The following is a 12,156-nucleotide window of genomic DNA, read 5'->3' as shown; positions in this document are numbered from 1 at the left end:
ATCGACGTCCTCATTTCGGTGCCAAGTTGTATTCGGTCAGTTGCCATGTTTCGGAGTTCTTTTCGACGACGGCCCGGACGCGGTAGTCGCTGTAGGGGGTGGTACTTCCGTCGCGGTGTAGGACGGTCTGGGTGAGGGCGACGTCGAGTACCTGCCGGCTATCGGAGGCGGTGATCGGCTCGCCCGATTGTGCTGTGGCAGTGACGATGTCCCCGGAGTCGCGCCATCCCGCCCACTGCGGTAGCGGCCGGACCCCGGTGGCGGCCGGTTGTGTGGCGTCGGCGGCGAGCGGACCGCCGAGCCAGCGCTGCGCTCGTCCGACAGCGGCAGCGGGGGAGGGGTCGATGGCCGGTTGCCACGAGAACATCGCCGCCAGTGCAGCTTCGGCGACGGCGTCCGGATCGGAGCCGCGGTCGTCGTCGAGGTGCACGTGGGCGTCGGTGGCCGGGTCGTGGCTCTCGTCGGTGCCACTGAACTTGACGAGGGTGACCACAGCGGCGGCGACAACCACGACGAATACCAACACCGCGCTGACCGCGATGAGCTGCCCGCGTTTCATCCTGCGATCCGTTCGTCGTCGACGACGAGGGTGGTCAGGTTCGTCTCTCGCCACGACTTGTAGCCGTTCTCGCGGCACCACTCCGCCGCCGGGTTGTCCTGGTCGATTTCGACACTCACGTGCACGCGGCCACGCAGCGCGGTTCGCTCCAGGGCCGGGTCGTCGGCCGCGACTTCGTGGTTGAGCACGTGCAGGATCAGCCGGACCGCCTCGACGTCTAGTTCCTCGCGGGCCTGACCTGCGACGAACACCGCGTGCTGCGCCACCGACCGGTCGGCCGAGACCTGATCACCGTTGCGGTAGAGCTTGTCGTCGGGGTGAAAGGTGTTGTAGGTGACGACGGCACCTTCGGGTCCGCAGATCGCGAACGAGGACACCTCGTCGTCGGCCGCGGTCCACAGCTCGAGTACCGGGCCATCGGCTGCGGCCGCAGCGATCTGCTCTCTGCGCTGGGCGTAGGCCTGCTCGCGCAGTGCGTCGTAGTCGATCCCGAGCTGTTTGGACAGTTCGGTCTTGAACTTCGGGAACAGGCCTGGGACGGCGAGGTCGTGCTCTTTCGCCCATGTGTAGAGCTCGCCGTGGGTCTCGAGCGCGCGGAGGTCGTCGAGGTGTTCCTTGACTGCCTTCTTCGCGGTCTCCCATTCGGCGACCGAGTTGTGGGTGCTGCGTCGTTTGGCCATTTCGGGTATCTCCTTGGTTGTCGTGTCGGTCGGTGTGTGTGCTCAGGCGATCGAGGCGAATTCGGTGGCGTACTGCTGGATCAGGTCGGCGTAGGGGCGGGTCTGGTTGACGTAGTCCGGTGAGCCGGTGGGGAATCCGCCGGAGGACTGGACCGCGCCGAAACCTGCGTTGTAGGCGGCGAGATACAGCTCGAGCGGGCCGTTGGGGGCCGAGATGGACCCGTTGGCGATCCCGGCGTCGACCTGGCCTGCGATCTCGCACATGTAGCGGCCTTGGGCCATAACTGCGTCTCCGATGTCGTAAGGGGAGACCGAGCCGTTGCCGTCGTCGTCGCGCCCGTAGCCGGGCCAGGTGCCGGGCATGAACTGCGCCGCTCCTTCGGCTCCGTCCGGGCTGACAGCGCGCGGGTTGAAGCCCGATTCCTGCTTGAGCTGTCCGGCGATGACGGGCGGGCGGATCTGCGGGCAGGTGTTGCCGGCCCTGATCACCCACGGCTCGAACTCCGGGGGCACTTTCCCGGGTGCGAGATCGGCTTCGCCGCCGCTCGCAGCCGGATTGACCCCGCACGGGGTCGGGACCGCCCCTGGGCTGCCTGCTGCGCCCGGTGCCGGGCCGTAGTTGGTCAGAGCGTCGGGCATCCCGCCGCCGACGGTGGTGACGTGGACGTGGTCGAAGTGATTCTGTGTGGGGGAGCCGCGGTCCTCCATCTGGTTCGAGGAGCCGTCGGCCGGGATGTAGGTCTGGCGCCAGATGATGTACTCGATGTGCAGCTCGGTCTTGTTTGCCATCAGGTACTCCACGACCCGATCGCCGAGCTCCTTGCCGGCCCCGGTGTCGTAGTCCGGGATCATGATGTCCGCGGCCCGGCCGCTGGGGTGATCGTCGTAGGTGTCGTACGGCCGCCACCCACCGATCGTTTTGATCTCGGGGAACTTCTGCGCGACCGATCGGGCTACGCGAACCGTGTCGACCTGCCAGTGCTCTTCGGACCCGACGGACGGCGGTAGAGGCGGGAGGTCGCCGCCGGGGGCAGGTGTTGTCGGTGACGGCGACGGAGTGGCCGGGCTCCCGGCGGGGGCGTCGGGCTCGGACGCTGCGGCGATCCACGGGGCCGGGTCGACGGCTTCGCCGGCGTCGTGGCCGCCTTGCCAGATCTCGAAGTGCAGGTGCGCACCGCCCGGTCCAGGTGGTGAGACTTCGCCGTTGTAGCCGACTTTCGCGATTTCCTGGCCTGCGTGGACCTGCTGGCCGGGGGTCACCTCGAGGTCGTCGGGAAACATGTGGCCGTAGACGCTCGAGATGATCTGTCCGTCGATGTTGTGGTCGATGACGATCCACTGCCCGAACCCCGTTGCCGGTCCGGCCTTGGACACCACACCGTCGGCGGTGGCGTAGATCGGTTCGCCTGCAGCCGATCCGAAGTCCTGGCCCTTGTGCATGGTGCCCCAGCGAGGACCGAATCCGGACGTCAACTGGTAGGTGCCGTCCTTCATCGGCTTGACCTTGGTGCCGGCAGGGAACGTCGCGGTCGGTGCGCCGCCGGGCAGGCAGTCCCCGACTTTGGGTTCGTCGTCGTCGGGGAAGATCAGCAGCACCAGCGCCAGGATCAGGGCGAGGAACAGGGCGACGCCGACCAACGTCCCCTTGCTGGCGGTGCTTTTCAACGGTTCAGATCCTTTCGCGGCCGAGAGCGCGTTGCAGGATGGCCACTTGGTCGCGGAGCTCGCGGACGGCCAGTTCGGTGTCTGCGGGGAATTGGGTGGTGCGTGCTGCGCCGCGTTCGTTGCGCACCCAGTTACGCAGGGTGGTCACCGGGATCTGCAGTGCGGCAGCGACAGCGACGACGGCCTCTTCGCGTGAGGACGCGGTTTTCATCTGCTCACTGACCAGCGCGAGGCACTTGTCCCTGAATTCGGTGGTGTAGAACCGTTTGGCCATCTCACGCGACCTCGTCGTAGTCGTCTTCGAGGTCGTCGCCGACGAAGGTGAATCGGTGGTTGGTGTCGTGGACACCGGATTCGATCTCCGACGGCATGAGCACGGTCCGGAACGGAATACCCGGTGCGCCTTGCTCACCGAGTTTGACGATGAACTTGCCCTGCCCGGGTGGAGCGCTCAGAGCGCCTGCCTCGCCGGTCAACGCTTTCGGGGACGACCAGGAGGTGATGTCGGCGATTTCGGTGTCGGTGAACGGTTTGATGTCGGATAGTCGGGTCATCTCCTTACGTGGCAATGCACCCACCACCAGCACTCCGGCGCGTTCGACCAGGCCTTTGGCGGTCGCGACGTCTTCGGGGTTGGGGAGGGATTCGAGGTCGCTGATGGTGTGGGTGCACATCAACAGCGCGGTGCCCCAGGCCCGGTTCAGGCGAGTCAGTTCGTCGACGCGGTCGACCATGCCGACGCCCGCGCGCAGGACCTGCCACATCTCGTCGAGGACGACCAGGAAGTTCCGGCGCGGCCCGCATCCGGCGTCGGCCAGGTAGTGGGCGGCGTCGGTGGCGGCGAAGCCGTGCTCCCAGCAGGCGAGCAGCACTGCGCCTTTGAGGGTTTTGTCGGCGGTTCCGATGCCGGAGACGTCGACGCAGACAGCAGCGGCGTTGATGTCGATCGGCACGGTGGTCTGGCCGCAGAACACCTCACCGAACTCACCGTCGATCAGGGCGTTGAGGGTGCGCCGCAGTGTCTTCGAGTCGGCGCGGTAGTCGGCGTCGGTGTCGGATTTGAATGCCCGCCGTACCGGGTCGGGGCCTTCCTCGAGGACGTCGGCGAGGTCGGAGAGCAGCGGTTGGACGTCGCCGGTGAAGCGTTCCTCGAGGAGACGGATCGCGGCACCGAGGGCGGAGATCTCGAAGTCGTCGATCGGGGCGTTGCCGCGGGTGACCTGTAGCAATGTCTTGACCCGGCGCACCCGGTCGCCGGCGATGCGTTTGCGCACCAGGGCCGCGGTTTTGTCGGCGGCGTCGGTGCCGGCGGCATCGAGGGTCGCCAGGATCTGGGCGAGAGGTCCCATGTCGAGGGGGTTGATCTGCCCGCGGCCCAGGCCGAGGTCGATGATCTGGCCTCGATCGCCGAGGGCTTCGACGAGTTTGCGGTAGTCGGGCCGCATGTCGCCCATGATCAGGGTGGACACTCCGGCGTAGATCAGTCCGAGGATGATCTTGCGGGCCAGCGTCGATTTACCGAAGCCGGGCAGGCCGAGCAGCATCATCGAGGGCTGTTGGAGGAATCGGGCGCGGGTCATCCATGAGAGCGGGTCGAAGCACACCGGTGCGCCGGTGTAGAGGTGCACACCGAGTGGGACGCCGACGATCGGCGCTCCGGCCCCGACCGGGAACGGCCACATACCGGCTGCTTGCAGTGTGGTGGCGCGGAATTCGGTCAGGGGTAGGACGGGTCCGGCTTTGCCGCCGCCGCGTCCGGACAGGCCCATGTGGTTGCCGCGCAGGGTCTCTGCGTCGCGGCTGTGCCCCACGGTCTTGGACCGCGCTGCAGCGTCACGTCCGAGATGCAGGCGTGCGCGCCAGGAGACGGCGATGTTCTTCGATTCGGCGGCGCGTTCGAGTTCGCGGCGTTCGTTGTCGTCGAGTACGGCCACCGGTGCGGAATCGATGCTCTCGCAGTGTTGTTCGCGCTGACGTTGCGCAGCGGTGCGGTTGAGGTCGCGGTGGGAGGCGGTACTGGCGGCGCGTCTCCAGGGGCGTTTGATGCTCATTTCATGCTCCCAGCTTCTTTGCGACGTTCTTGGTGTGCGAGGGCATGAGGACGCCGACGCCGAGGGTCGCGGCGAATCCGGTGTCCTGGGTGAACCACAAGCGCTGCAGGCGAAGTGAGGATCGGGTGCCGAGATCTTTGGTGACCGAATCGGCCTTGGGTCGGTCTTCGCCTTCGGGTGTCGTCACGGTCACCAACAGTCCGATCATGGTCAGACCGTGTCCGTGGCCCTGTTCTTCGAGCTGGTCCTCGACACTCTTCAGTCGTTGCTGCGCCTCGAAACTGGGGCCTTTCTTGCCGAGGTTGTTCACACCGCTGTTGGCGTGTTTGAGGTCGCGGCCGATGATGGTCGCCGCTTCGGCCGGCGAGTGGGGGCGGTAGCAGATGGCCACGCGCTTGCGCAGGACGTCCGGGTTGGGGTCGAGCAGTGGTCGCAGCACGGTCTCGACGAAGGCGTTCTTCGGTCGTTCGGCCATTTCCCATGTCGTGGAGTAGCAGCCGTCGTGGAAGAGGTTGGAGATGTTCGCTTTCTGAGCTTGAGGGCCGGCGTCCTCCCAGCCCAGATCGTGCCCGCCCTTCATTTCCGAGAGTTCGAGATCGTCCAATGCGGCCGGGGTGTAGGCGTGTTTGACGAACGAGACGATCTCGTCCGAGGCGAGCAGTCGCGGGTTGAGCTGTGCTTCGTTGAGCACGGTCAGGACACCGCCGATTCGGCGTGCCAGTTCCTTGATCTGCTCGCCCGGGTCCTTTCGTCGGCTCGCGGTCGCGGCCCGGTAGGTGATGGCCACCCGTGCCCACAGTCGCGGTGTGCCGGTGGCGAGGTATTCCGCGGACTCGAGCATCATGCGTGCGGGGAGTTCTCCGCCGTAGAAACCGTCTTCGTGGGCCATCGACCGCACTTCGCGGCGGAGCCGGTTGCCGGACTCGGGGCCGTTCTCGATCACGACGGTGACACCGTCGACGTCGCCGGTCTGGGAGATGAAGTTGACCGCCGCACCCCAGGAGAACACCGAATTGTCGACTGCGTCCTGGTCGATGGCTTCGTTGCCCTGGGGCCAGCATTCGATGACGATGGTGAATTGGTGGGTCTTGGGCATCTCGATGACCCCGAACTTCTGCCGGGACTGATGTTGGACCCAGCCGTCGTGCAGGACGCTGTCGTAGAGCACGCCGGGCAGGCGGTTGGTGCCGCCGGGAACGCGGGAGAAACGTCCGGAGAGGTACAAGTTCTCGCCTTTCGACAGGTGGATCAGCCACTGCACGGACAGGGCGATCCACTGGTAATAGGTTTTGCGTTGGAACCGCAGAATCAGCGGTAGCGCGGTGATGGCCATGACGCCGATGAAGGCGAGGGCGTAGAGCTTGTTGTCGGCGATCGAGAGCACGCCGACACCCATCAGGGCGCAGCCGAAGAGGTAGACGCTTGCGGCGATGTTCAGGCCCAGTAGGAACGATTCCTTCGGGACGGGGCCGATCACGTAGGTCTGGCGGCGACGCATGGGTGCGCTGGTGGTGCTCACTTCATGACCTCGTTCGTTGCGAAGGGACGGCCCGGAACATCGCCGGCGATGTCTTGGGCCATGGAGTCGAGGGAGTGACTGCCGCGCGAGATCCCGGCGCGGGCGGACTGGACGCCTCCCGAGATCGACGGGATCCGCCGCCCGCCGCTGCGGCCTGCGAAGCTGCCCCGCGAGGGGCCGGTGCCAGCGCTCGATGTACGACTGCGAGCCCCACCGCCACCGCCACCGCGGCCGCCACCGCCGCCACCGCCGCCGCCACCGCCGCCTCCGGTTCCCGGGGCTTTGCCGCCGTAGCCGCCCTGGCTGCGGGTGACCACGCCCCCGGCCGATTTGGCTGCGCGGGCCGCGCCCATGACGGCGGCGCTGGTTCCGCCGCTCATGGCGGCCATGCCCAGGGCTGCTCCACCTGCGGCCATGCCGGCCAATGCCATCGGGCTACCGGAGGAGGCGCTCGAGACGTTCAGCACCCTCAGTAGCGCCGGAAGTGCCACTGCCGCAACGGTGAGCAGAATCAGGCCTTGAAGCTTGGTGACGTCGGAGCTGGGGTCTGCGGCCCAGAACGCGGTGGCCATGATCGCGGCCGACGCGGGCTTGAAGAGGATGAACGCGATTGCCCAGTTGCGCATCTTTTCGTAGGACTGCGAACCCATCTCTGTTCCCGATGCTGCCGCGGCGACGGGCAGGACACCGACGATGACCATCAGGAACGCCATGCGGACCACCAGCAGCACGACCTGGACCAGTGCGCCGAGCATTCCGAACAGAGCGATCAGCAGAACCCAGCCCGGTCCCCAGGTCGAGGTGTCGTCGATCATCATCGCTTGGACTTTGGTGCCGAGGTCGTTGCCGCCCGATTCGCTGAGCAACCACAAGCTGATGCCGTCCGAGACCTGGATGGCCAGGCCGATGGCCACACCGAACAGCGACATCGAGGTGATAGTCCGGACGAAGGTACGCACGAGATCCATTGCCGCGGCGTTCTCGTTTCCGGACTGTGCCAGGGCGACGCGGATGCAAGCGACGAAGATCGAAATGACCAGCACCGCACCCTGAATGGGGAGCATGTATGTCTGGAGGACCGTGAGGTAGTTCGCGTCCGACAAGGCCGGTGAGGGTGTGGTGAACCACCAGTTGATCATCGTGCCCCAGCCATCGGCGACGCCGGCGATGAGAGATTTGACGTTCTTCCCGAACGCCGAGTCCCACATCTTCTGCAGCGCATCGCCGGGATGAGAGACGACGTTAGCGAGCTTGCAGACCTGTTCCGAAGGGTTGGCGAAGATCTTGCGCAGTGCGCCCGAGACGCTGGCCCACGATCCCGTGTCCTGCGTCATCGACTCGCACTTTTGGTCGAACCCGAACGTTCCTTCTCCTGGTGCGCCGTTGCCGATTTCGGGCAATGCGGGTGCCTGGGGTGCTTCGGTGGGTCCGCCTTCGGGGACGGCGTAGGTCACCGTGGGGCACGTCTGCGTCGATTGTCCGCCGCCCAGTGGGACCGTGATGCAGGTCAGCTCTCGTTGGACCATCGTGTACCCCGCGGGCAACGGCTTGGGTGTCGTACCTCCGAGACCGCCGAGGGTGATCGATCCTGCGGGAAGGTTGTTCGCCTTCAGATCGTCCGCACCGACGAGCTCGTAGCCCTGCGGTGCGGCCGGAATCGCAGGGCCGGTGGTCTCCTGCGCGGATGCCGGCTGAGCCAACGCGCCTATCAGCGATGCGGCCGCGATGAGTACGACCAGCGCGGCGAGGACAGCGTGGACGATCCGTCCGGCGCGTAGCCGCATCGTCACCATGGGGTCCACCCGCTCAGAGAGGTCGCGGTGCCGGAGAGATCGCCGAGCTGCTCGGGGAAAGTCAGCTTCCAGTCGCCGTCGACCCAGGTGGCCGTCAACCTGGTGGTCAACCACTGCGCGGTGCCGTTGTCCGCTTTCTGTGCGGGACTGGCAGTTTCGATGACGGCGAGATCGGGGGCGTAGTCGAGGATCCGGAACGCGTCGGACTTGGTCTGGTAGCTCAGGGCAGCGTCGGTGGCACCGCGATGGAACGGGCCTTCGGCGTCGAGCTGCGCGTACAGCTCGCTGCGCTGTGCCGCGGTCATGATGGTCTGGTTGTCGTAGATCCCGCGTGCGGTCTCGTTGTTCGCTGACCCCAGGCGCAGCGCGATCTGCACGGCCGCCAGGGCGGCCCCTTGTGGAGTGTGAGCGAATCCGCTGGCGGTCAGACCTTTTACGGTGGACGGGCCGTCCGAGGTGGAGAACGGGACGATCGCTCCGTCGTTGACCTTCTGCCAGCTCACTCCCGCGGGAGCGGGCACCGGTACGGCCGGGTTGTAGGGGCCGTAGTCGACAGGTGACTGCGGCAGTGCCCACCCGCCGGGCCATTTCGGGACGTCGACCCGGCGGCCGAGACGGTCGACGGTCGGGGTTGCCAGCCCTTGCATCGCGCCGTCGGTGTTCGGGACGGCCGTGGGGCCGGTGGAGGGAGGCGCGGTGACCGTCGGTCGAGGCGTCTGGGCGGTCGGCGACTCGTCGTCGGAGTCGCCGCTCACTCGAAGGACGACCGCGACGACGGCGCAGATCACGATGATCGCAACGACGAGCATCGCCGCGCCGGTCAATATGCGGTGCTCTTTGGCGGGCTTGTCGGCTCCGGGGGTTCCGGTACTCATGATGCCGCCGCGAATTCGGTGAAACCGGCGGTGTCGGTGAGTGTTTCGGGCTCGGGGATGTCGTCGGGTGCAGGCAGCAGTAGCTTCCAGTCCTCTCCCGACCAGACCAGGGTGTGGGTGGTGGCCATGAGCGCACCGTCGGGGCGCTCGACCGCCAGTCGAACTACAGCCCGGGTGTCGGTGAAGTCGGTGACCTCGAAGCCCTGCAGGTGTGCTTCGGTTCCCTCCGGTGCCGGATCGGTGATGGAGACCTGTGCGCGGTTGACGGCGTAGGTGTCGCGGCCGACGCCGGGTGCTGCGACCGCATTGACCACTTCGGGCCAGGAGTTGTCCGGTGCCAGACGCAGTCTGGTGATTCCTTGTGCTGCGGCCAGGACCGCGCCCTGAGGCGTCGGGGTGTAGCCGGTTGCGATGTCGCCGGCCACCTCACGCGGACCGTCCGTGCTCGAGGTCGGCAGGGAGGCACCCCGCCAGCTCTGCCACTGCACGTCGGCAGGCGCGGCCGAGGTATCGACGGCGGCTGCGCTCGTCGAGGTTGTCGTGGTGTCGGATGTGGGTTCGGCGGATCCGCATCCGGACAAGGCCAGGACCGCGGCGACGGTGGCTGCGGCGATGAGGTGGCGTTTCATATGAAGGGTCTCCGATTCGAATTGCGTTATGAGAGGGCGAAGCCCGCGAGTGCGCCCGCCGAGCTTGCGGCGATCGCGGCGGCACAGATCCACAGGATCTTTCGGACGGTCCGGTTCAAGGGTGTCGAGGTGGCGAAGTGCCACCACAACATCCCGGCGGCGACGATCAGTGACGTCACCAGTACTGCTCCGACGATCCACATTCCGTAGCCCAGAAGTTGATCGAGTGGTCCGGTGACTTCGGGTGGGAGTGGTTGCGACGGTGGTGCCGGTTGGGCGAGCGGTGTCACGCTCACGTCATCACCCAGGTGATCCATGACGCTGCGAGCGACATGATCAACGCGCCGATCACAGCGCCGATGACGATCTTGATGCCTTTACCCCTCATCGCTCCGTCGCCGGCGGCATGGTCGAACCACATCACCCCGCCGCCGACGATGATTCCCAGGACGGCACCGGCGGTCAGAATCCACAGGGCGACGCCGATCATGCGCCATATCCGGTCGCCTCCGGGCGGGGGTACGGGATCGGGCTGCGGGACGGCCAGGATGGTGGTGTGGACTGCGTCGAATGTGTTGATCAGCATGGTGTTTCGCTCTCTTATGGGTTGGTCTGAAGGATCGAGATGATGGTGGTGCGGATGGCGTCGGCAACGTCCGCGACCTCGCGCGGTACGGCTCGGTCGGGCGGTTCGCGTTTGCGTCCGGTGGGAATGGGATCTCCGGGAGTCCAGAACGGGAGCTCGTCGGGTGTCAGTTCGTTCCAGGTGTCGATCCACGGGATTCGCCAGTGATGGTCGTCGACGAGCCCCGCGACCACTTCGAGGCGTTGGCGCAGCTCGCTTTTGAGTCGGCTCGGTGATGCTGCGACGGTGACGAGCCCGACCAGAGTGGTTGTGCCGCCGTAGCCGGACAGATGCTGCGTGAGCAGATCGTGAGCTCGGGTGATTCCCCATGCGGATTCACGGGCGACCACCACGACGAAGGGTGATTCCTGCTCGAAGCCGGCCGGGAACGCGCCCATCGCATCGCCGGCGATCGACCACGAGGCGGTCAGCATCGACACTCCGGCTCCTCCGTGGCCACCGACGAGCCACCACGAGGGCACAGCCCGGTCGGTGGGTGCGTAGACCGGCTCGGGCCAGACGTCGATGCACCGCTCTGCAGGCGGCGGGGTGATCAACCCGTGTGAGCGTCCCGGCTCCCGGGAGTCGTCGGCGGCCGCCCATGCCGTGGCGCTCACAGTGCCGGCCCCTGTGCTTGGTTTCGGTTCTGCCATCCGGCGGCGAAGTCCGTGGCCACCAGCTGAGCGAGATCGCGATACGCCGCCCGTGTCGCGGGAAGCAGCCGATCCCAGTAGATTTCCGCGCCCTCGTCCAGATGCGGATCGAACGGGATGGTCACCACTGCGCGGACGCGGTCACCGAAGTACTCCTGTAGCTGGTGGTCGGTCAACGGTGTCTTCGAGCTGCTCGACATCCGGGAGACGACGATCACGCACCGCTGCACCAGGTGCGAGTAGTGATGGGCGTCCAACCAATCGAGCAGCGCGTTGGTTCTGGTGACCGCCGAGACGTCGAGCTTGGTGGGCGCGATCAGAGAGTCGGTCAGGTCGAGCACTCCCGCCATCGCGGGGTGGGTGATGCCGGTGCCGCAATCGGACAGCAGCACCTGGAAGTGGTCTTGGAGGATCTCGATCACGCGCCGGTAGTCGTTCTCGCTCAGCGCTTCCGAACGCTCCGGATCATCGTGTGAGGCGAGAACTTGCAGACCGGTCTCGGCTTCGAGGGTGTGTTGGCGTACGTCCGCGTAGCGATCGGTACGCGGGGCGGCGAGCAGGTCGTAGATCGTCGGTGGATGCTCGGTGCGGGGCGCGATCGCTGCGATGCGTTCGGCGAGGACACCGGCATCGGGGTTGGCGTCTATGGCCAACACCCGATCGGTGCGCACGTCCGCGAAAGCGTGGCCCAGCACGACCGAGACGGTCGACTTTCCCACTCCACCTTTGAGCCCTGCCACGGTGATCTTGTGATCGGTGCGCACCGGGGCGGCGATCTGCGCGTCGAGCTCACGTGCACGTTTGTCCGCGGGCGACTCGCCGGCGTTGATCGTGCGCAGAGACAACGCGTAGAGGGCGCGTCGCCACCCCGATGTCGGAGCAGCTCGGACACCGTCGATCTCCAACGCGGACGCCGTCGGGGGGCGCGGCGGCTGCGTTCTGTCGCCGCGCCCCAACATCACCACCGCGGTGGTGTTGCGGTCCAGATCGATTTGCCCGAACGCCGGTCGTGGGCCGACCGGTGTGGACGTCGTGTCGACGTCGTCGATGTCGGGACTCGTCCGATCGGCCATCAGGCCGTCTTTCCAGTCTGTGCTCATCGGGTGG

13 protein-coding genes are annotated in these 12,156 nt (G+C 66.5%); all 13 read right to left on the bottom strand.

Annotated elements, in window-relative coordinates; translation table 11 throughout:
- Positions 1–10: 10 nt before the first annotated feature.
- Genes CH292_RS27745 through CH292_RS27685 form a run of 13 tightly spaced genes read right to left on the bottom strand, consistent with a single transcriptional unit; the run spans position 11 to position 12,149 of the window.
- Positions 11–559 (bottom strand): hypothetical protein, encoded by a 549-nt coding sequence (locus CH292_RS27745; RefSeq protein ID WP_052060486.1) that lies wholly within the window; start codon positions 557–559, stop codon positions 11–13.
- Positions 556–1,239, bottom strand: a complete 684-nt coding sequence (locus CH292_RS27740) for a hypothetical protein (RefSeq protein ID WP_032406415.1) — start codon at positions 1,237–1,239, stop codon at positions 556–558. The genes CH292_RS27745 and CH292_RS27740 overlap by 4 nt, the downstream gene beginning before the upstream one ends.
- Positions 1,240–1,281: 42 nt before the next feature.
- Positions 1,282–2,904, bottom strand: a complete 1,623-nt coding sequence (locus CH292_RS27735; protein ID WP_032406416.1) for a M23 family metallopeptidase — start codon at positions 2,902–2,904, stop codon at positions 1,282–1,284.
- 4 nt (positions 2,905–2,908) lie between these two features.
- Positions 2,909–3,178, bottom strand: coding sequence for a hypothetical protein (locus CH292_RS27730; RefSeq protein WP_032406417.1), 270 nt, complete (start codon positions 3,176–3,178; stop codon positions 2,909–2,911).
- Position 3,179: 1 nt separating this feature from the next.
- Entirely contained in the window at positions 3,180–4,955 is a 1,776-nt protein-coding gene (locus CH292_RS27725) for a hypothetical protein (protein WP_052060487.1), read from the bottom strand.
- Position 4,956: 1 nt separating this feature from the next.
- The gene (locus tag CH292_RS27720) at positions 4,957–6,474 is read right to left on the bottom strand and encodes an SCO6880 family protein (protein ID WP_052058295.1); all 1,518 of its coding nucleotides are present in this window, start codon (positions 6,472–6,474) and stop codon (positions 4,957–4,959) included.
- Positions 6,471–8,267, bottom strand: a complete 1,797-nt coding sequence (locus tag CH292_RS29150; RefSeq protein WP_176580241.1) for a hypothetical protein — start codon at positions 8,265–8,267, stop codon at positions 6,471–6,473. Before CH292_RS29150 ends, CH292_RS27720 begins: the two co-directional genes overlap by 4 nt.
- Entirely contained in the window at positions 8,261–9,142 is an 882-nt protein-coding gene (locus CH292_RS27710; RefSeq protein WP_052060488.1) for a hypothetical protein, read from the bottom strand. The genes CH292_RS29150 and CH292_RS27710 overlap by 7 nt, the downstream gene beginning before the upstream one ends.
- Positions 9,139–9,771 (bottom strand): hypothetical protein, encoded by a 633-nt coding sequence (locus tag CH292_RS27705; RefSeq protein ID WP_032406419.1) that lies wholly within the window; start codon positions 9,769–9,771, stop codon positions 9,139–9,141. Before CH292_RS27705 ends, CH292_RS27710 begins: the two co-directional genes overlap by 4 nt.
- Before the next feature lie 26 nt (positions 9,772–9,797).
- A complete protein-coding gene (locus CH292_RS27700; protein WP_139278523.1) occupies positions 9,798–10,067 on the bottom strand; it encodes a hypothetical protein in 270 nt (89 codons plus the stop codon).
- On the bottom strand, positions 10,064–10,357 hold the full coding sequence (locus CH292_RS27695) for a hypothetical protein (RefSeq protein WP_052058297.1): 294 nt from the start codon (positions 10,355–10,357) through the stop codon (positions 10,064–10,066). The genes CH292_RS27700 and CH292_RS27695 overlap by 4 nt, the downstream gene beginning before the upstream one ends.
- Before the next feature lie 14 nt (positions 10,358–10,371).
- Positions 10,372–11,013, bottom strand: a complete 642-nt coding sequence (locus CH292_RS27690) for a hypothetical protein (RefSeq protein ID WP_094656322.1) — start codon at positions 11,011–11,013, stop codon at positions 10,372–10,374.
- On the bottom strand, positions 11,010–12,149 hold the full coding sequence (locus tag CH292_RS27685; protein WP_081371413.1) for a MinD/ParA family protein: 1,140 nt from the start codon (positions 12,147–12,149) through the stop codon (positions 11,010–11,012). The genes CH292_RS27690 and CH292_RS27685 overlap by 4 nt, the downstream gene beginning before the upstream one ends.
- Between the last annotated feature and the right edge of the window lie 7 nt (positions 12,150–12,156).

The organism is Rhodococcus sp. 14-2470-1a (assembly GCF_002259425.1).
GTDB classification, from domain to species: Bacteria; Actinomycetota; Actinomycetes; order Mycobacteriales; family Mycobacteriaceae; genus Rhodococcoides; species Rhodococcoides fascians_E.
Note: the sequence above shows the minus strand (reverse complement) of the source record. Positions and strands in the feature narration are given on the sequence as shown.

Excerpts from the sequence above, each read along its gene's own strand:
- CH292_RS29150 (WP_176580241.1), bottom strand. The coding sequence starts at position 8,267 with ATGGTGACGATGCGGCTACGCGCCGGACGGATCGTCCACGCTGTCCTC.
- CH292_RS27685 (WP_081371413.1), bottom strand. The coding sequence starts at position 12,149 with ATGAGCACAGACTGGAAAGACGGCCTGATGGCCGATCGGACGAGTCCC.
- CH292_RS27710 (WP_052060488.1), bottom strand. The coding sequence starts at position 9,142 with ATGAGTACCGGAACCCCCGGAGCCGACAAGCCCGCCAAAGAGCACCGC.
- CH292_RS27740 (WP_032406415.1), bottom strand. The coding sequence starts at position 1,239 with ATGGCCAAACGACGCAGCACCCACAACTCGGTCGCCGAATGGGAGACC.
- CH292_RS27725 (WP_052060487.1), bottom strand. The coding sequence starts at position 4,955 with ATGAGCATCAAACGCCCCTGGAGACGCGCCGCCAGTACCGCCTCCCAC.
- CH292_RS27705 (WP_032406419.1), bottom strand. The coding sequence starts at position 9,771 with ATGAAACGCCACCTCATCGCCGCAGCCACCGTCGCCGCGGTCCTGGCC.
- CH292_RS27695 (WP_052058297.1), bottom strand. The coding sequence starts at position 10,357 with ATGCTGATCAACACATTCGACGCAGTCCACACCACCATCCTGGCCGTC.
- CH292_RS27745 (WP_052060486.1), bottom strand. The coding sequence starts at position 559 with ATGAAACGCGGGCAGCTCATCGCGGTCAGCGCGGTGTTGGTATTCGTC.
- CH292_RS27730 (WP_032406417.1), bottom strand. The coding sequence starts at position 3,178 with ATGGCCAAACGGTTCTACACCACCGAATTCAGGGACAAGTGCCTCGCG.